Below are 17241 nucleotides of genomic sequence, written 5' to 3'. Positions count from 1 at the left end.
AGGAGCTACGGATCGTCGCGTCCGTCGGATGCAGCGCATCCGCACGCGCCCAGCGTCCGTAACTTCAAGAGAGCCGCCGAAGAGGAGCCTTGAAACTGGCCATGCTGAAGGTCGCAGGCGCCTATCTCGCCTCAGGACTCGCGCTGGCGGCGCTGGACGCGGTGTGGCTGAGTCAGATCGGACCTCGCCTCTATCGGCCCGTCCTCGACCCGATCCTGGCCGAGCGCTTCAACCTGCCCGCCGCGGTCGCCTTCTACCTGATCTACATCGCCGGCGTGCTCGGGCTGGCGGTCCTGCCGGCGGCGCGCGATGGTGTAGGCCTGCTCCGCGCCGCCGGCCTCGGGGCGCTGCTGGGGTTCGTCGCCTACGCCACCTATGACCTGACCAACCAGGCGACGCTCAAGGTCTGGTCGCTGAAGGTGACCCTCGCCGACGTCGCCTGGGGGACCTTCCTCACCGCTTGCGCCGCGGCGGCCGGCTACGGCGCGTACCGCTGGCTGGAGACCCGCTTCGGCTGATCCGATCGGCGTTTGGATTCCCTGCGCCGTTGTCGGGCGGCTCTTGCCCTGTCATTGTGGGTTTCCGAAACGGAAGGGGCGGACAGCGCCGCGCATATTTCGCGCACGCGACGCTCATCTCGACGCCGTCTCGCATCATAGAAAAGAGCGCCCGCGGACCGTCCATCGGCCCTCGGCGACGGGAGGAATTTGATGGAAGATTTGAAAGAGCGCACCAGCCTGGATGACGTCCTGAACGAGGCCGCTGCGACTGGGATGACCACGGCCGTTTGGGCCAAACTCCAACCCGACAAGCCCGCAGTCGTCGACCCGGACGGCAAGGTGACCACCTTCGGGCAGGTCAATGCGGCCGCCAACAAGCTCACGCGCCTCTTCCGTCAGCACGGTCTCGGCAAGGGCGACGCCCTGGCGATCGTCTGCTCCAACCGCGCCGAATTCATCGAGGTCCAGGCCGCGACCCTGCGCTCGGGCCTGCGCATCACCCCGGTCAACTGGCACCTGACCGTCGACGAGATCGCCTACATCATCAACGACTGCGAAGCGAAGGTGCTGGTCGGCGAGGCGCGGGTCGCCTCGGTCGCCGCCGCGGCCGAGCAATGCCCCAACGTGCTGGTGAAGCTGGCGGTCGGCGGCGAGATCGCCGGCTTCCAGAACTACGCGGACGCCCTCGCCCCGTTCGACGGCTCGGACATCACCGACCCCGTGCTCGGCAACCAGATGATGTACACCTCCGGCACCACGGGCCGCCCGAAGGGCGTGTTCCGCGAGGCGGCGGCGATCACGCCGCAGGCGATGTACGCCATGCGCGGCTATGACGACGATTCGGTGCAGCTCTGCGCCGGCCCGGCCTATCACGCCGCGCCGCTGGCCTTCGACGTCCGCGCCGCCATGGGCGCCGGCTGCCCGCTCTACTTCATCGACAAGTGGGACTCCGAACTGGTGCTGCGCACCATCTCGGAAAACAAGGTCACGCACCTGCACCTGGTGCCGATCATGTTCCAGCGCCTGCTGGCCCTGCCCGACGCGGTGCGGGCCAAGTACGACATCAGCCACGTCAAATACATCGTCCACGGCGCGGCGCCCTGCCCGCCCGAGGTCAAGCACGCGATGATCGAGTGGTTCGGTCCGGTGCTGAGCGAATACTACGCCGGCTCCGAAGGCGGTGCGGGCTTCGCCATCTCCTCCGAGGAGTGGCTGCAGAAGCCGGGCAGCGTCGGCAAGCGCCCGGCCCTGCTGCAGGTTCGCATCCTCGACGAGGAGGGCAACGAGTGCGCGCCCGGCGTGCCCGGCGGCATCTATCACCAGCTGCCGCCCGGCGGCTTCACCTACTTCAAGGACCAGGCGAAGACCAACGCCAACCGCGTCGGCGACTTCTTCACCATGGGCGACGTCGGCTACTTCGACGAGGACGACTACCTGTTCCTCACCGGCCGCAACGCCGAGACCATCATCTCCGGCGGGGTGAACATCTATCCGCAGGAAGTCGACAACGAGCTCATCAAGCATGACGCCGTCGCCGACAGCGCCACGGTCGGCGTGCCGCACGACGAGTGGGGCGAGCAGGTCAAGGCGGTGATCCTGCTGAAGCCGGGCTACCAGGCGTCCGACGCCCTGGCCCAGGAGATCCTGGACTTCGGCCGCAAGACCCTGCCGGCCTTCAAGGTCCCGCGCAGCCTCGACTTCGTCACCGAACTGCCGCGCTCCGAAGCCGGCAAGATCCAACGCAACAAGGTCCGCGCGCCCTATTGGGAAGGCCGTACGCGCCAGATCTGAGCCAAGCTCACAGACAGCCGGCGGTGACGCCGCCGGCTGTCCCTTGTTCCAGTGGCCAGCGCGGCTTGAGGCGGCGGCTCACGCACTAACCGACCGCCACGCGCACCCGCCCCGAGAAACCAGTCGATCCCGGCGTCCTCGACGCCCGCCCGGCGCACAGCTTCGACGCTCAGCCGCAACGGCTCGAGCACTGCGTATGCCGCTCGGCCAACCTGCGCGGACAGGTGGCGATCGTGTCGCTGGCGGCGACCGTCATCGATGAATTTAGTTACGCGGCGTCAAGCGGCGCCATTCGTAGATTATCTACAATCATCGCACCCAAGTAGAGCGAGTATGCGTAAATTGCGCATTTTGAATACTTACCGCGCGCTACGACTTCACTTGCATTCTATTTCACCAATAACTTAGCATGCACCCAGACACCGCGCCGCCAGGAACGATCCCTGGAGGCGCGCGCCGCCCCCGCAGGGCGGACGGCCGCCTCGAACATGGCGGCCTGGTCCCGGAAGTGTCGGGGGGCGCTTCCGGGACCATTCGTTTCCCGAGAAACTTTCCGAAAATAAGCGTGTTTGGCTTAGCGTGACTCCGTGTGCGATGAAGCGCGCCGCTTCACTTTGCGGATGTGTCCATGCCGATCCCCTTCATCGACCTGCAAGCCCAACGCGCCCGTCTGGGTCAGCCCCTGGAGGACGCGATCCTCAAGGTGGTGCGGTCTGGCGCCTACATCATGGGTCCGGAGATCGGCCAGTTCGAAAAGGCCCTGGGCGAGTTCGGCCAGGCGCCGTTCGTGCTCTCCTGCGGCTCCGGCACCGAGGCGCTGCAGCTGCCGCTGATGGCCTGGGGCGTCGGCCCCGGCGATGCGGTGTTCTGCCCGTCCTTCACCTTCGCGGCGACCGCCGAGGTCATGCCCCTGGTCGGCGCCAGCCCGGTGTTCGTCGACGTCCTGCCCGACACCTACAACCTCGACCCGGCCAAGCTCGACGCCGCCATCGCCGCGGTGAAGGCCGAGGGCAAGCTGACCCCCAAGGCGGTGATCGCCGTCGACCTGTTCGGCCAGCCGGCCGACTATCCGGCCATCTCCGCCGTGGCCAGGAAGCACGGCCTGAAGCTGATCTCCGACAGCGCCCAGGGCTTCGGCTGCACTTTGAACGGCCAACACCCGATCCACTGGGCCGACGTCACCACCACCAGCTTCTTCCCGGCCAAGCCGCTCGGCTGTTACGGCGACGGCGGCGCGGTGTTGTGCAAGGACGAGCGCCTGCACGACCTGCTGGTGTCCTTGCGGGTCCACGGCCAGGCGGTGAAGTCGGACCTCGAGGGCAAGACCTTCGACCACGACCCGAAGTACCTGAACCTGCGCGTCGGCATGAACAGCCGGATGGACACCATCCAGGCCGCCGTTCTGCTGCAGAAGCTGACCATCTTCGCCGACGAGATCGAGGCCCGCAACCGCGTCGCCGACCGCTACGCCGCCGGCCTCTCGGACGTGGTCAAGGTTCCCAAGGTGATCGAGGGCGGGATCAGCGTCTGGGCCCAGTACACGATCGAGACCGACGACCGCGACGGACTGGTCGCTCACCTGAAGACCCAGGACGTACCCAGCGCCGTCTACTATCCGATCCCGATCCACCAACAGGACGTCTATTCGGGTTATCCGGCCCCCGGCGGCCTGCCGGTCACCAACGCGGCGGCCAAGGTGGTGATGAGCCTGCCGATGCACCCCTATCTGACCGAAGAAGATCAGGACACGGTCATCGCCGCGATCCGCGCCTACGTGAAGCGCAACGCCTGAGAAGCCTGAAGTATTACGGGCGCGGCCCGTGGGGGACCGCGCCCGCCTCCTAGGTGATGGGCCGGAACTCCCCCGAGATCGGCCGATCGATGGCAGGGCTCGCGGAGCCTCGCCATCCTCCTAGCAGTCCTGGAAAAGGTCGGACCCGCCACCGCTGCTGGGTGGGGCATTGACGGCGGGTCCTGGATTCCAGCTCAGCCCACGCGATTGCGAGACCTGAGCGGGAATCGTTGCCTGGCGGTGTCGGGGAGGCCGCCGGGCGCAAGCTCGCAGCGCGGCTCAAGCGGTTTCCAAGCATGGAGGTAAGGTCCCACCCGACATTGCCATCCTTCCCGGTCAGAAGACCGAATCGGCCCGGCTCGCGCATGACGCAAATGCACTAAGGCGATTACGCAGCCGCACCTGTCAGGATCTCTTCCCAGTGCTTCAGCGCGAGGAAATGGCCGATCTCCGGCGTCACGCGCACCTCGCTGGCGCGATCTCCGGCGAAGACCAGCATGGACGCCGCCGGCGCCAGCCGGTCCTGCTCCCCGTGCCAGACGATCAGCGGGGCCCTCAGCCCGGCCAGATCCATGTTGCGAGCCCTGCGAAAGGCGCGCACCTCGTCGGCGGGGCCCCGCCCGGTCCGCGCCAGCGCCTCGGCCACATAGGCCGCGACATAGGTCGCCGCCTCGGGATGGGCGTCGAGATAGGCCAGGTCGCCGGGCGAGCCTTGCCGGCGCAGGATGCGCTCCAGCATGGCCGGCGAGATCCGCAAGCGCAGGATCGAGAAGAGAGTCTCCAGCACCCACGGATTGTCTTCCATCCGGCGGCGGAACTGGACCAGCGGGTTGCCGCCTTCGGGCGGCCGCGGCGAGCGGCCGGAACAGACCATCACCTTCACCGCCCGCGGGCCCAGCCGGATCCCGGTCGCGATCGCGCAGAGCGCTCCCGACAGCACGCCGGCGACCCTTACCTCGTCGAGGCCGAGCTGATCGCATAGCTCGACCATGTCCTGGGCGACGCCGTCGAAGCTGTAGTCGCCGCGAATGTCCGACTGGCCGAACCCCGGACGATCGGCGCAGACGATCCGCAGCCCCAGTCGCCGCGCCAGGGCGTCGGTGTCCGGCGGCAGCAGGCTCGAGCCCAGGCCCTCGTGGAACGACAGCAGCGCCTTGCCGCGCGGATCGCCGTACTCCCGATAGGCCAGCTTGCGCCCGTCCGACAGGGTGATCGCCCGGACCGGCGGGGCCTCCTCCACCGGCTGGCGGATCGGCGTCTGCATGTCGATCGTGCTGGCCAGCGAGGACAATTCGGTCAGCGCGCGGATCAGGTCGCTCTGCCGCTTCAGGCCCATCTTGTCGAACACCGCCCGCAGTTGGTTGCGCACGGTGTTGACGCTGACCGACAGCACCTCGGCCGCTTCCTGGAGGGTGCGTCCGTCACGCAGTTTGCGGGCCAGCCGGGCCTCCGCCGCCGTCAGGCCGAAGCTCTCGCGGATCGAGGTCCACAGCACCCCGGTCTCCGCCGCCGCCGGGAACACCACCGCATAGGTCTCGTCCTCTTCGGGGATCACCAGCCCGACCCCGACAACCGCCGGCAAGGTGCGGGCCGGGATCACATAGGCGAAGCTCGGCCCGGCCTCGTCGCCGCGCTCCAGCTTCAGGATCACCTGGCCCTGCCGAGCCTTGCGGGTCCGCGCCAGCGCCTCGGCCAGCGCCTCCTGGTTGTCGGGATTGTCGAAACCGATCTCGCGTCCGATCTCCAGGACCCCGAGCCCGTCCTCCATCACCATGCGGGCGGCCGGATTGTGCGCGCTGACCTTGCCGCGCGCTGTCAGCAGCATCCAGCCCAGGTCCGGCCTTCCGCCCGCCGGCAGTTCGTCGGCGTCGCGCGTCAGTCGAGCGATGTCTTCGCTGATCGCCAGGCCGCGCACGAAGTCGGCGTCCGGCTCGCGGCCCAGGCCGCCTTCGCCCAGCACTTCGATCAGCTGTTCCCAGCCCTCCGGGTCGGCCGCCACCTGGTACATGGTCTCGATGACCAGCTGCGCGTGATCTGCGGTCGGCGGCGCCGGTTCCGGTCGGCTGGACAGCATCGAAGTCAACGCCCTCGCCCGTGTGTCATTACGGGACAGTATTCCCCGCAAGTGAGTATTCACTGCAAGTCTTTCACGATCGGCGCAGACAAAATAATTAAGACCAATCTTAAGGGCCTACGCAGCGCATCCGATGCCGTCTCGGGCGGCCGGTTGCGGCCCTCACGATTTTAAGCGGGCGCCTTCTTGTCGGTTGAGGTGGCCACCCGAACCGGAAAGGCTCTAGGTTTCGCATCCCCTTGCGTCAGCCTCTGGCGCGTGGGAGGTAGCAATCAAACAATTGTTTAATTCATTAGGAGAAGCGCATGAAGGCGGCGGTCTATTACGAGAACGGCGGCCCGGAAGTCCTTAAGTACGAGGAGTTCCCCGATCCCAGCCTGCATCCCAAGGGCGTGATCATCAAGGTCGAGGCGATCGCCATCGAAGGCGGCGACGTCCTCAGCCGCTTCGGCGGCAAGCTGATGACCACCCCGCACGTGGTCGGCTACCAGGCCGCCGGCGAGATCGTCGCCGTGGGCGCCGAGGTCACCCATCTTAAGGTCGGCCAGAAGGTCGCCACCGTGAACAACTGGGGCAGCCACGCTGAACTGCGCTCGGTCCCGGCCCGCAACTGCTGGGTCATCCCGGACGGCTTCGACGTCAAGAAGGCCGCCGCCATCCCGGTCACCTTCGGCACCGCCGACGACTGCCTGTTCGACGCCGCCAACCTGAAGGCAGGCGAGACCGTCCTGGTGCAAGCCGGCGCCTCTGGCGTGGGCGTGGCCGCGATCCAGCTGGCCAAGCGCGCCGGCGCCACCGTGCTGGCTACCGCCTCCTCGGACGAGCGTCTCGAGCGCCTGAAGCCGCTCGGTCTCGATCACGGCATCAACTACGCCCGCGAGGACGTGGTGAAGGAAGTCATGCGCCTCACCGACAAGAAGGGCGCGGACGTGATCGTCGACTCGGTCGGCGGTCCGACCCTGCAAGGTTCGATCAATGCCCTGGGCTATCGCGGCCGGGTCTCGATGGTCGGCGCCGCCGGCCGTGAGCCGATGGTCGTCGACGTCGGCGCGATGATGGGCGGCAACCGCCAGCTGCGCGGCGTCTTCCTCGGCGCCGAGATCATGACCGACCGCGCGCACGACAATATCCAGCGCCTGATGGACGAAGCCGCCCGCGGGGAGCTGGAAGTCTTGATCGACAAGGTCTTCCCGCTCTCCGACGCCGCCGGCGCCCACGCCTACATCGAAAGCCGCGCCGCCGTCGGCCGCGTGGTGCTGGTGCCGTAAGGCTCACGCCAATTGCTCCCCCACTGGGGGAGCTGTCAGCGAAGCTGACTGAGGGGGCCTTCGACCCTTGGCCGTCGGCCCCCTCCGTCATTCGCCGCTTTGCGACGAACGCCACCTCTCCCAGCGGGGGAGGATCAGACTGGAGAGATCCCATGCCCCGCGCGAAGAACGGCCAGGTCGAACTCGAGTACGAATCCTTCGGCTCTGATTCCGCCCCCGCGATCCTGCTGATCAATGGGCTCGGCTCGCAGATGACTCGCTGGCCGGCCGACTTCTGCGAGAAGCTGGCCGCACGCGGCTATCGCGTCGTCCGCCTGGACAACCGCGACACCGGCCTCTCCACCTGGTTCAAGCCGGGCGAGAGCTACAGCCTCTCCGACATGGCCGCCGACGCGGTCGCGGTGCTCGACGCCGCTGGCGTGGCCAAGGCCCATGTCGCCGGCGTCTCCATGGGCGGCATGATCACCCAGGCGGTGGCCATCGCCCATCCGGACCGGGTGCTCTCCATCGCCTCGATCATGTCGGCGACCGGCGCGCCCGGGACCATGGACCCGACGCCGGAGGCCGGCGCGGTGCTCACCGTCGCCCCGCCCGACCCGGCCGCCGACTACGAGGCCTTCCTCGCCCACGCCGTGAAGAACGCCGAGATCATCGGCAGCCCCTCCTATCCCTGGCCGCCAGGCGCCCTGCGCCAGCGCGCCATCGACGAACACGCCCGCGCCTTCAATCCGACTGCCTCCGCCCGGCAGATGGGCGCGATCCGCGCCGACGGCGACCGCACCGCTCGCCTCGCCGCACTCAAGGTTCCGGCCGTCGTCCTGCACGGCGCCGACGATCCGCTGATCAAGCCGCTCGGCGGCGAGGCGACGGCCGCCGCCATTCCCGGCGCGGAGCTCCGCATCATCCCCGGCATGGGCCACGACCTGCCGCCGGCGCTCCACGACACCTTCATCGACGCCATCCTGGCCGCGGCCGCGCGCGCCTAGTTCTGCATAAGGAAACCCCCATGGGACGTCTCTCCGGCAAGACCGCCATCATCACCGGCGCCGGCTCGGGCATCGGCCGCGCCAGCTCGATCCTGTTCGCCGCCGAGGGCGCAAGCCTGGTCATCGCCGACAAGATGGACAGCGTGAACGAGACCGCCCGCATGGTCGCCGAGGCCGGCGGCAAGGTCGTCGCACTCACCGGCGACGCCGGCGACGAGGCCTTCGTCGAGGGCCTGGTGAAGAAGGCGGTCGCCGAGTACGGCGGCCTCGACGTGGCCTGGGCCAACGCCGGCATCTCCGGCGGCTGGACCACCTTCGACGAGCAGGACGGCGCCTTCTGGGCCGAGATCCTGCGGGTCAATCTGATCGGCGCCTTCCTCCTGGTGAAGCACGCCTCGCGGGTGATGGTCCCCAAGGAAAAGGGCTCGATCATCTGCACCGCCTCGGTGGCGGGCATCCGTTCGGGCGCCGGCGGCTCGCCCTACTCGGCCTCCAAGGCCGGGGTGATCAACCTCGCCCAGACCTCGGCCAACGAGTTCTACGGCACCGGCGTGCGCGTGAACGCCATTTGCCCGGGCCTGATCGAGACCGGCATGACCCAGCCGATCTTCGACGGCGCCCGCGCTCGCGGCAACGAGGACAAGATCGGTCAGCTCAACCCGATGACCCGCGGCGGCGTGCCCATCGAGATCGCCAACGCGGCCCTGTTCCTGGCCTCCGACGAGAGCTCCTACGTCAACGGTCAGGCGATCGTGGTCGACGGGGGCCTGTCGTCCTCACACCCGGTGGTGCGCCGCAAGAAATGATCTACCTGCTCCGCCACGGCCAGACCGACTACAACCGCGACGGCCGCCTGCAGGGCCAGACCGACTCCCAGCTGACCTCGCTCGGCATGGCCCAGGTCCGAGCCATGGCGGCGCTGCTGGACGGAATGATCGACGACCTCTCGGGCTGGCGCATCCTCGCCAGCCCCTTGAGGCGCACCCGCCAGTCGGCGGCGATCGTCAGCCAGACCCTGGGCCTGCCAGTCGAGATCGAGCCGGCCCTGATCGAGGTCGGCTGCGGCGCCTGGGAGAACCGGATGTACGCCGACCTGCGGGTCGAGCAGCCCGAGGCGTTCGCAGGCCGCGACTGGGTGTTCAACTCGCCCGACGGCGAGCGGTTCGAGGATGTCGACGGCCGCGTGCGCCCCTGGCTCTCGACCCTGCCGGACGAGACCGACCGCAAGGTGATCGCCGTCAGCCACGGGATCGCCGGCAGCCTGATGCGCGGGGCCTATCTGGGCCTTTCGCGCGAAGAGACCCTGGGCCAGGATACGCCCCAGGACGCAATCTTCCGGCTCTCTGGGGGCGTCGTCGATCGTCTCACCTGCGCCCCGGTCACTGCATGATCTATCTCGTCCGCCACGGGCAGACGCAATTCAACGCCGAACGCCGCCAGCAGGGCCGGCTCGACTCGCCGCTCACCGCGCTCGGCCGCAGCCAGGCTGCGGCGGTCGGCAGGTTGCTGCAGGATCTGGTCGGAAAACCTGCCGGCTGGCGCCTGGTTTCCAGCCCGCTCGGACGGGCCCTGGACACGGCCAGGATCATCGGCGAACGGCTGGGGCTGCCGGTCGAAACCGATCCGCGGGTGATCGAGGTGTCGTTCGGCCAGTGGGACGGACGGCTGCGCGACGAGCTGGCCGCCGAGCACCCGGACGTCTTTGCGCGCAAGGATTGGCAGTTCTCAGCGCCCGGCGGCGAAACCTACGAGGACGTCCATGCCCGGGTCGCAGACTGGCTCTCCAGCCTGCCCGCCGAACCCGAGCGCAAGGTCATCGTGGTCAGCCACGGCGGCGCCGGCCGCCTGCTGCGCGGCGCCTTCATGGGGCTGAGTCGCCAGGATACCTGGTCCCAGGAGGTTCCCCAGGACGCCGTCTATCGCCTGGCTAGTGGAGCAGTCGTGAGGTTCGACTGTGAACCTGCCGAACGTTGAACCGGCCGGTTAGGGCCATCGCCCCAAAAGCCGCCACGGCGCCCAGCAGAAACGCTCCTGCCACCGCAGTCGACAGGGCGGCCGGCCCCAGATGCAGCGGCGGTCGATCCATCCAACTGACCACCGACCGCGTCGGCTCCTCGTCCAGCATGTCGTCGAGGTAGTCGCTCATAACCTGCGCTCCCAAGTCTGCGCAGGCCTAACCCCTGCGGCCCGCCGTGGTTCCGGCCCCGCTGGCGTTCGCGCTTGGCTGAGGTTAGAAGCCGAACACTGACTTTCAGAGAGACCCATGGCTGGACATTCCAAGTTCAAGAACATCATGCACCGCAAGGGCCGCGCGGACGCGGCGCGGTCCAAGCTGTTCTCCAAGCTGTCGCGTGAGATCACCGTCGCCGCCAAGTCGGGCATGCCCGACCCGGCGATGAACCCCCGCCTGCGCCTGGCCGTGACCAACGCGCGGGCCGAGTCCATGCCCAAGGACAACATCGAACGCGCCATCAAGAAGGGCGCGGGCGGCGACGGGGAAAACTACGAGGAAGTGCGCTACGAGGGCTTCGGCCCCGGCGGCGTCAACATCATCGTCGAAGGCCTGACCGACAACCGCAACCGCGCGGCCTCGAACATCCGGACCATCTTCTCGAAGAACGGCGGCAACCTCGGCGCCTCGGGCTCGGTGTCGTTCCAGTTTGACCGGCTCGGCGAGCTGACCTACCCGGCCAAGGTCGGATCCGAGGACAAGGTCATGGAGGCGGCTATCGAGGCCGGCGCCCAGGACGTCGAGTCCGACGAGGAAAGCCACGTCGTCTACACCGCCTTCGAGGACTTCGCCGAAGTGGCCAGCGCCCTGGAAGCGGTGCTGGGCGAGGCCAAGACCAGCAAGATCGTCTGGCGGCCGAAGACCTATGTCGCCGTCGCCGGCGATGTCGTCCCGACCCTGCTCAAGCTGATCGACGCCCTCGACGACGACGACGACGTGCAGAACGTCTACGGCGACTACGAGATCTCCGACGAGGACATGGAGAAGTTCGGCTAGCCCGACCTTCTCCACCGCCTGAAACGCGTGTGCTGGAAGCTTAACCGCAGTTCGCGCGTTCAGGGCCTATGGACCTGTTTCGCCACGCCTATCTGCTCCCGATCCTGGCGGCCGTTCTGGCCGGCGGGGCGATCGGCTTCGAGCGCGAGTATCGCGGCCGTGCGGCGGGCATCCGCACCCATATCCTCGTCTGCCTGGCCTCCACCCTCCTGATGTTGGCGGCCGTGCATCAGATCGACTGGATGGCCGGCACCCCGCACGACGTGATCCGCATCGACCCGGTGCGGATGGCGCATGGCGTCCTGACCGGCATCGGGTTCCTCTGCGCCGGTGTGATCTTCCGCGAGGGCTTCTCGATCCGCGGCCTGACCACGGCGGCGTCACTGTGGATCACCTCGTGCCTTGGCATCCTCTACGGCATCAGCCTGCACGGCCTGGCGATCGCCGGCACCGTCGCCACGCTGCTGGTCCTGGCCGGGCTTCGACTGATCGACGAGCGCCTGCCGCGCCAGCATCACATGGACGTGGCGGTGCGCTACCGGCGCGAAGCGGCTCCTCGTGAGGCCGAGTTCCGCGAGCTGTTCAGCCGGCTCGCCCTGAAGCCCGACATCGTCGTCGTGCGGTTGCTGCCCGCCGGGGAGGGCGTGGAGTTCGCCTCCACCGTCCGCGGAACCAAGGCTTGGCCGACCCAGGCGCTGACCGACGAACTGCTGGGCGACGCCAGGGTGATCTCCTTCGAACTGGCGCCGCGACATGAGTAGGCCCGCAGATTCACCCCAGACGCGCGCCGGATTCGAAACCCGATGAACAAGCTCCGCATTGTCCTTCTCGAGACACGGGTATCGGAGGGCTTGCGATGGCTGCGAACGACGGATCCTTGAACAGACGCGCCATGCTTGCGCTCGGTCTGGCGGCCGCCCCTGCGGCGGCGCTGGCCCAGGCCGAGCACCAGGCCGCGCCGCAGCCGACCGCACTCCCCGCCCCACCACCGCCGGCCCAGCCTGCGCCCGTTCAGCCCGCCGCCGCGCCGCCCGCCTCGCCCCCCGTCGCAGGATACGCCAGGCCGGCCGCCGCAGCGCCATCGCCCCAGGTTCCCGGGGCCCGACCGCCCCCGAGTTGGCCGAGCCTGCGCACTCAGTGGGACATGGATTGGAGCGAGGTCGACCTCTCAGCCATGCTGTTCGCCTCGAACCCGCGGCCGGTGCGCGAGGCGATCACCCGCCACCGCCTGGCCCTCGACCGCAATCCGATCACCTATCTGGAGCGCAACAACAAACGCGGCCAGAACGCATCCCGCGCCGCCGCCGGCGCCTATTTCGGGGTGCCCGGCGAGAACGTCTCGCTCTGCGAGAGCACCACCGCCGGCATCGGCCTGCTCTATGCCGGCTTCAACCTGCGCTACGGCCAGGAGGTGCTCACCAGCACCCACGACTACTACGTGACCCACGAGTCGCTGCGCCTGGCCGCCCGACGCGGCGGCGCGACGATCCGCAAGATCACCCTGCACGACGGGGCCGAGACCGCTTCGACGGGAGAGATCGTCCGCCGGGTGACGGCCGGGATCGGCCCGACGACCCGGGTCCTCGCCCTCACCTGGGTGCACTCATCCACCGGCCTGAAGCTGCCGATCCGCGCGATCGCCGACGCCCTGCGTCCGATCAACGCCCGCCGTTCCCCGGCCGACCAGGTCATCTTCTGTGTCGACGGCGTTCACGGCTTCGGTGTGGAAGACGCCACCCTGCCGGGACTCGGCTGCGACGTGCTGGTGGCCAGTTGCCACAAGTGGCTGTTCGGACCGCGCGGCACCGGCGTGGTGTTCTACAATCCCCAGGCCCTGGCGCGGCTGATGCCGACCATCCCCAGCTTCCTGGCGCCGGACGCCTATTCGGCCTGGATCGGCGGCTATGAGCCCGGCGCGAACACCGGAGCGCGGATGACTCCGGGCGGCTTCAAGGCCTTCGAACACGTCTGGTCGATGCCAGAGGCGTTCGGCTTCCACCAGATGATCGGCAAGAATCATGTCGCCGCCCGCACCCATGAGCTCGCCACGCGTCTGAAGACCGGCTTGGCGGCCATGCCCCACGTGCGCGTCCGCACGCCGATGAGCCCGCAGATGTCGGCCGGGATCGTCTCCTTCGACGTAGCGGGGCTGTCGGCGCAGGAGGCAGTGTCGCGGCTGCGGCGTTCTCGCATCCTCGGCTCGGACGCCCCCTACGCGGTCTCGCACGTGCGCCTCACGCCCAGCATCCGCAACACCACCGACGAGGTCGATTTCGCCCTGAGGGCGGTCTCGGACCTGCGCTGACCCCAACTCCCGCAAAAGGCGAATACGGCATCATATTTCCCGCTCGCCGAGTGAATTAGCTTGGCGCTAACCACGTTTTGTGGCCGAACTCCTCGCTAAGGGTGGGGTCCACGCGGACTCCGATAGTCGGGGGTTTGAGTGCATGAAGGCGATGTTTGCGGCTGTGGCGCTAGGCGCGGCGGCTTTGGCGGGTCCCGCCAGCGCGGGCGTGATCACCTTCGACGACCGCGGCTCCTCGATCCAGGCGCTGGGCGCCTACCAGGGCTTCAACTGGAACAACATCAGCACGGTCGCCCCCAAGAAGGTCGGCCTGCAGAACACCGGCTACGGCAGGGGCATGGTCTCGGCCAAGAATGTCGCCTTCAACGACTATGGCGACGTCACCGGGTCGGTCTCGCTGGCCAGCGGGACGTTCACCTTCCAGAGCGCCTACTTCACCGCCGCCTGGATCCAGGGCCTGAAGCTCACCATCGTCGGGCTCAATGACGGGGTTCAGAAGTACAGCAAGACCCTGACTCTGACCGACAAGAGCCCGCAGCTGTTCGCCGCCAACTGGGGCGGCATCGATCAGCTCACCTTCACCACCTACATCGACGATTGCACCGACAGGGGCCGTCAGTTCGTGATGGACAACTTCACCTTCATTTCGGGCGTGCCCGAGCCCGACACCTGGGCGCTGATGATCGCCGGGTTCGGCGGCGTCGGGATGATGATCCGCGCCAACCGCCGCCGCGAGCAGGCCGCCGCCTAGGCACGCGGATAGAGAATGATCTGAGTGCAGCGGAACGCGGCCATCAGCTTGCCGGTGGCCGCGTCCTCGACCCTGGCGTCCCATACCTGGGTGGTGCGCCCGCCGTGCAGCAGGGTGGCCGTGCAGATCGCCTCGCCCTCGCGCAGGGTGCCGACGAAATTTGCCTTCACCTCCGCCGTCGTGAAGCCGTTGGCGCCATCCGGCCAGGCGGTGGACACCCCATAGGCGCAGAGGATGTCGGCCACCGACAGCACCGCCCCGGCCAGCAGGTAGCCGGTGTGCGCCACCAGATCCTGGCGCACCTTCAGCCGGCCCACCACCTTGCCGTCCGCCACCTCGGTGATGACCAGCCCCAGATGCCCAGGCAGCTTGCCCTCGTTGGCCTGGTTCAGCTTCTCGACGCTGGTGTTGTTGGTGGTGGCGCCAGCCATGTTTTTCTCCCCTAGGTCGAGGGATCATGCGGCCGATTCCGCAACCTGCTAAAGCCCCCGACATGAGCGCGCGCATCTGGATCCAGACCAGTCACCACCAGGCCTTCAAGTGCGGAGGCTGGGCCTTCGTTCGCAACATCGGGGGCGAGGTCGCGGGCCAGGCCGGCGGCGAGCGCTACACTACGCCCCAGCGCATGGCTCTGGCTGGCCTGCTGGCGGCGCTGAAGGGCGTCCCGAAGGGCGAGGTCGCCATCCAGATCGACAACGGCGCGGTCGCCCGCATCGCCGCCCTGATCGCCGCCGGCCGCCCGCCGCAGGGCGAGGAGGCGCCGGCTGAAGACCTCGACCTCTGGGCCGCGCTCACCGCCGCCTTGTCTGGAGCCAAGCCCAGCTTCGCCATCGCCCAGCCGTCCAAGGCCAGCCCCACCGGCTTCGCCGCCGCCTGGGCCGAGCTCGCTCGCGACAAGGCCAACGCCCAAGGCCCGTTCGTCTCGGCTATCCCGAAGCCCAACCTCGCCAAGGTCGCCGGCCTCTAAGGCTGTGCTTGGCGCGGCAATTCCCATATCCAAGGCGACGAGCCGCCAGGGAAAAGCGCAAGTGGACGTCTTGAGCCTCGACCAGATCGCCGACCTGCTTGCCCCGCTGCGCCCGGCCGCCGGCCCGTTCATTGTCGGCGTCACCGGATCGGTGGCGGTCGGCAAGAGCACCTTCGCACAAGCCCTGCAGCAACAGCTGGCGGCGGGCGGCGCCCAGGTCGAGCTGGCCTGCACCGACGGCTTCCTGCACACCAACGCCGAGCTTGAGGCCATGGGCCTGCTCAGCAACAAGGGCGTGCCGGCCACCTACGACCATGCGGCGCTGGCCGCCGCCCTGAAAGCAATACGCAGCGGCCCCGCCGACTTCCCGGCCTATTCGCACGTGATCTACGACATCGATCCGGCGCTGACCCGGCGGCTCGCCCCGCCCGACGCCCTGGTGATCGAGGGCCTGACCCTGCGCCATCCGGACACCGGCCCGACCAGCCTCCTCGACGCCATGATCTATCTGGAAGCCGACGAAGCCGACCTGGAGCGCTGGTACGTCGAACGCTTCTTGCAGCTCTGGGAAGCGGCCGAGCACGACCCCACCTCGTTCTACGCCCGCTTCCGGCAGATGAGCCGCGAGCAGACTGACGGCCTGGCCCGCATTGTCTGGCGCGACGTGAACCTGAAGAACCTGCACGATCACATCATCCACGCCCGGCCCCGCGCCGACCTCGTGGTCCGCAAGAGCCCCGACCACTCGATCCTTTCCGTGAGCCCGCCTTGAGCCAGACCGCCGAAGACGACGTCCACCTCGGCGTCAGCCCCAACGCCCTGGCCCTGCTGGCCGGCTGGCTGGCCGCCGGCGTGGGCCTGGTGTTCGCGCCCAGCGAGCTGACCGGGGCCATCCTCTCCTTCGTGTTCGTGATCCTCGGCTGGATCCTGGCTGTCATGGCCCACGAGTTCGGCCACGCCTTCGTCGCCTACAAGGCCGGCGACCACACCATTCGCGCCAAGGGCTACCTGACGCTGGACCCGCTGAAGTACGTCGACGTCGGCGTCTCGATCGTCATCCCGATCCTGGCCGTGATCCTCGGCGGAATCGGCTTCCCCGGCGGCGCGGTCTACCTGCGCGAGGATCTGATGCGCAGCAAGGCCTGGCGCGCCCTGGCCTCGCTGGCCGGCCCGCTCGGCACCCTGCTGGTCTTCGCGCTGCTGGTGACGGCCATCTACGGCGTCGCCTTTTCGCCGCTGCAGGGCGATGGCGCGCGCCGGCTCTGCGACGCCCTGGCGGTGCTCGCCTTCCTGCAGGCGACCGCCTTCGTCCTCAACCTGCTGCCGGTCCCCGGGCTAGACGGCTACGGCGTGATCCGTCCGTTCCTGCCGCAGGACTGGACCCAGAGCCTGCGCAAGTTCGAGGGCCTGGCGATGATCGGCCTGTTCCTGGCGATCTTCTTCATCCCGGGCGCCTCAGCGGTGATCTTCGTCCCGGCCCTGTTCCTGACCGACGTCACCGGCCTGCCGCGCGAGATGATCCAGGCGGGCTGGCAGGCCTTCAGGTTCTGGAACTAGCTAGTCAGGTCCTAGGCGGCCTGATTGTCGCCCGGCAGGCTCATCGGCCCAGCCATGGTGCTCAGCCGCCGCTTGCCTTGCCAAAGCTCCGCGCCAAAGGCGTGGCGCTGCCGGCTGGCCTGTTCCAGGGCGATATCGTCCGAGGCGCAGCTCCACTCCTCGACATCGGCGAATTTGCCCAGCGAATTGAACACGTAGAGTCGGTAGTCCATGGCGTTCGTCCTCCACGACGCCAACCCGTCC

At 68.3% G+C, this 17241-nt stretch carries 19 protein-coding genes; 15 read left to right on the top strand and 4 right to left on the bottom strand.

What is annotated here, in order from left to right; all coding sequences use genetic code 11:
* Positions 1–89: 89 nt before the first annotated feature.
* The 3 genes from AC1DQJ_RS10450 to AC1DQJ_RS10440 all read left to right on the top strand — a co-directional run bounded on the left by AC1DQJ_RS10450 (position 90) and on the right by AC1DQJ_RS10440 (position 4083).
* On the top strand, positions 90–518 hold the full coding sequence (locus AC1DQJ_RS10450; protein WP_477602927.1) for a DUF2177 family protein: 429 nt from the start codon (positions 90–92) through the stop codon (positions 516–518).
* A gap of 192 nt (positions 519–710) precedes the next feature.
* Positions 711–2291 carry an AMP-binding protein gene (locus AC1DQJ_RS10445; protein ID WP_477602925.1) on the top strand — a complete coding sequence of 527 codons (1581 nt, stop codon included), beginning with the start codon at positions 711–713 and terminating at the stop codon, positions 2289–2291.
* Positions 2292–2919: 628 nt separating this feature from the next.
* Positions 2920–4083, top strand: coding sequence for a DegT/DnrJ/EryC1/StrS family aminotransferase (locus AC1DQJ_RS10440; protein ID WP_477602924.1), 1164 nt, complete (start codon positions 2920–2922; stop codon positions 4081–4083).
* 388 nt (positions 4084–4471) lie between these two features.
* On the opposite strand, the gene AC1DQJ_RS10435 is transcribed toward AC1DQJ_RS10440, so the two are convergent.
* Positions 4472–6157, bottom strand: a complete 1686-nt coding sequence (locus AC1DQJ_RS10435; protein ID WP_477602923.1) for a bifunctional helix-turn-helix transcriptional regulator/alpha/beta hydrolase — start codon at positions 6155–6157, stop codon at positions 4472–4474.
* 305 nt (positions 6158–6462) lie between these two features.
* On the opposite strand from AC1DQJ_RS10435, the gene AC1DQJ_RS10430 reads away from it, so the two are divergent.
* The 5 genes from AC1DQJ_RS10430 to AC1DQJ_RS10410 all read left to right on the top strand — a co-directional run bounded on the left by AC1DQJ_RS10430 (position 6463) and on the right by AC1DQJ_RS10410 (position 10385).
* On the top strand, positions 6463–7425 hold the full coding sequence (locus tag AC1DQJ_RS10430) for a quinone oxidoreductase family protein (RefSeq protein ID WP_477602921.1): 963 nt from the start codon (positions 6463–6465) through the stop codon (positions 7423–7425).
* 152 nt (positions 7426–7577) lie between these two features.
* Positions 7578–8411 carry an alpha/beta fold hydrolase gene (locus AC1DQJ_RS10425; RefSeq protein ID WP_477602919.1) on the top strand — a complete coding sequence of 278 codons (834 nt, stop codon included), beginning with the start codon at positions 7578–7580 and terminating at the stop codon, positions 8409–8411.
* A 20-nt stretch (positions 8412–8431) separates the two neighbouring features.
* Positions 8432–9217 carry an SDR family NAD(P)-dependent oxidoreductase gene (locus AC1DQJ_RS10420; protein ID WP_477602917.1) on the top strand — a complete coding sequence of 262 codons (786 nt, stop codon included), beginning with the start codon at positions 8432–8434 and terminating at the stop codon, positions 9215–9217.
* A complete protein-coding gene (locus AC1DQJ_RS10415) occupies positions 9214–9801 on the top strand; it encodes a histidine phosphatase family protein (RefSeq protein WP_477602915.1) in 588 nt (195 codons plus the stop codon). Before AC1DQJ_RS10420 ends, AC1DQJ_RS10415 begins: the two co-directional genes overlap by 4 nt.
* Positions 9798–10385: a histidine phosphatase family protein gene (locus AC1DQJ_RS10410; protein WP_477602913.1), complete on the top strand. Its 588-nt coding sequence runs from the start codon at positions 9798–9800 to the stop codon at positions 10383–10385. Before AC1DQJ_RS10415 ends, AC1DQJ_RS10410 begins: the two co-directional genes overlap by 4 nt.
* Here AC1DQJ_RS10410 and AC1DQJ_RS10405 read toward each other — a convergent pair.
* Positions 10339–10557, bottom strand: coding sequence for a hypothetical protein (locus tag AC1DQJ_RS10405; RefSeq protein WP_477602911.1), 219 nt, complete (start codon positions 10555–10557; stop codon positions 10339–10341). The two genes, AC1DQJ_RS10410 and AC1DQJ_RS10405, sit on opposite strands and share 47 nt — an antisense overlap.
* A gap of 117 nt (positions 10558–10674) precedes the next feature.
* On the opposite strand from AC1DQJ_RS10405, the gene AC1DQJ_RS10400 reads away from it, so the two are divergent.
* From AC1DQJ_RS10400 to AC1DQJ_RS10385, 4 genes are all read left to right on the top strand, one after another.
* Entirely contained in the window at positions 10675–11418 is a 744-nt protein-coding gene (locus AC1DQJ_RS10400) for a YebC/PmpR family DNA-binding transcriptional regulator (RefSeq protein WP_477602909.1), read from the top strand.
* Positions 11419–11486: 68 nt separating this feature from the next.
* A complete protein-coding gene (locus tag AC1DQJ_RS10395; protein ID WP_477602907.1) occupies positions 11487–12179 on the top strand; it encodes an MgtC/SapB family protein in 693 nt (230 codons plus the stop codon).
* Positions 12180–12310: 131 nt separating this feature from the next.
* Positions 12311–13723 (top strand): aminotransferase class V-fold PLP-dependent enzyme, encoded by a 1413-nt coding sequence (locus AC1DQJ_RS10390; RefSeq protein ID WP_477602905.1) that lies wholly within the window; start codon positions 12311–12313, stop codon positions 13721–13723.
* Between the two features lie 142 nt (positions 13724–13865).
* A complete protein-coding gene (locus AC1DQJ_RS10385; RefSeq protein WP_477602903.1) occupies positions 13866–14474 on the top strand; it encodes a PEPxxWA-CTERM sorting domain-containing protein in 609 nt (202 codons plus the stop codon).
* On the opposite strand, the gene AC1DQJ_RS10380 is transcribed toward AC1DQJ_RS10385, so the two are convergent.
* Positions 14471–14905, bottom strand: a complete 435-nt coding sequence (locus AC1DQJ_RS10380; RefSeq protein ID WP_477602901.1) for a PaaI family thioesterase — start codon at positions 14903–14905, stop codon at positions 14471–14473. The two genes, AC1DQJ_RS10385 and AC1DQJ_RS10380, sit on opposite strands and share 4 nt — an antisense overlap.
* Before the next feature lie 62 nt (positions 14906–14967).
* Here AC1DQJ_RS10380 and AC1DQJ_RS10375 point away from each other — a divergent pair, with 62 nt between their 5' ends.
* From AC1DQJ_RS10375 to AC1DQJ_RS10365, 3 genes are all read left to right on the top strand, one after another.
* The gene (locus AC1DQJ_RS10375) at positions 14968–15441 is read left to right on the top strand and encodes a ribonuclease H (RefSeq protein ID WP_477602899.1); all 474 of its coding nucleotides are present in this window, start codon (positions 14968–14970) and stop codon (positions 15439–15441) included.
* Positions 15442–15502: 61 nt separating this feature from the next.
* On the top strand, positions 15503–16213 hold the full coding sequence (locus AC1DQJ_RS10370) for a nucleoside/nucleotide kinase family protein (RefSeq protein ID WP_477602897.1): 711 nt from the start codon (positions 15503–15505) through the stop codon (positions 16211–16213).
* Complete coding sequence (locus tag AC1DQJ_RS10365; protein ID WP_477602895.1) at positions 16210–16998, top strand: site-2 protease family protein; 789 nt, start codon at positions 16210–16212, stop codon at positions 16996–16998. The genes AC1DQJ_RS10370 and AC1DQJ_RS10365 overlap by 4 nt, the downstream gene beginning before the upstream one ends.
* Before the next feature lie 11 nt (positions 16999–17009).
* Here AC1DQJ_RS10365 and AC1DQJ_RS10360 read toward each other — a convergent pair whose 3' ends face one another.
* Entirely contained in the window at positions 17010–17210 is a 201-nt protein-coding gene (locus AC1DQJ_RS10360; RefSeq protein WP_477602893.1) for a hypothetical protein, read from the bottom strand.
* Positions 17211–17241: the final 31 nt, after the last annotated feature.

Source organism: Phenylobacterium sp. P4_E10 (assembly GCF_056401675.1).
This window is presented reverse-complemented; position numbering and strand designations above follow the sequence as displayed.

Bases quoted from the DNA above. Each gene is read 5' to 3' on its own strand.
- AC1DQJ_RS10445 (WP_477602925.1), top strand. From the start codon at position 711: ATGGAAGATTTGAAAGAGCGCACCAGCCTGGATGACGTCCTGAACGAG.
- AC1DQJ_RS10440 (WP_477602924.1), top strand. From the start codon at position 2,920: ATGCCGATCCCCTTCATCGACCTGCAAGCCCAACGCGCCCGTCTGGGT.
- AC1DQJ_RS10435 (WP_477602923.1), bottom strand. From the start codon at position 6,157: ATGCTGTCCAGCCGACCGGAACCGGCGCCGCCGACCGCAGATCACGCG.
- AC1DQJ_RS10430 (WP_477602921.1), top strand. From the start codon at position 6,463: ATGAAGGCGGCGGTCTATTACGAGAACGGCGGCCCGGAAGTCCTTAAG.
- AC1DQJ_RS10425 (WP_477602919.1), top strand. From the start codon at position 7,578: ATGCCCCGCGCGAAGAACGGCCAGGTCGAACTCGAGTACGAATCCTTC.
- AC1DQJ_RS10420 (WP_477602917.1), top strand. From the start codon at position 8,432: ATGGGACGTCTCTCCGGCAAGACCGCCATCATCACCGGCGCCGGCTCG.
- AC1DQJ_RS10415 (WP_477602915.1), top strand. From the start codon at position 9,214: ATGATCTACCTGCTCCGCCACGGCCAGACCGACTACAACCGCGACGGC.
- AC1DQJ_RS10410 (WP_477602913.1), top strand. From the start codon at position 9,798: ATGATCTATCTCGTCCGCCACGGGCAGACGCAATTCAACGCCGAACGC.
- AC1DQJ_RS10405 (WP_477602911.1), bottom strand. From the start codon at position 10,557: ATGAGCGACTACCTCGACGACATGCTGGACGAGGAGCCGACGCGGTCG.
- AC1DQJ_RS10400 (WP_477602909.1), top strand. From the start codon at position 10,675: ATGGCTGGACATTCCAAGTTCAAGAACATCATGCACCGCAAGGGCCGC.
- AC1DQJ_RS10395 (WP_477602907.1), top strand. From the start codon at position 11,487: ATGGACCTGTTTCGCCACGCCTATCTGCTCCCGATCCTGGCGGCCGTT.
- AC1DQJ_RS10390 (WP_477602905.1), top strand. From the start codon at position 12,311: ATGCTTGCGCTCGGTCTGGCGGCCGCCCCTGCGGCGGCGCTGGCCCAG.
- AC1DQJ_RS10385 (WP_477602903.1), top strand. From the start codon at position 13,866: ATGAAGGCGATGTTTGCGGCTGTGGCGCTAGGCGCGGCGGCTTTGGCG.
- AC1DQJ_RS10380 (WP_477602901.1), bottom strand. From the start codon at position 14,905: ATGGCTGGCGCCACCACCAACAACACCAGCGTCGAGAAGCTGAACCAG.
- AC1DQJ_RS10375 (WP_477602899.1), top strand. From the start codon at position 14,968: ATGAGCGCGCGCATCTGGATCCAGACCAGTCACCACCAGGCCTTCAAG.
- AC1DQJ_RS10360 (WP_477602893.1), bottom strand. From the start codon at position 17,210: ATGGACTACCGACTCTACGTGTTCAATTCGCTGGGCAAATTCGCCGAT.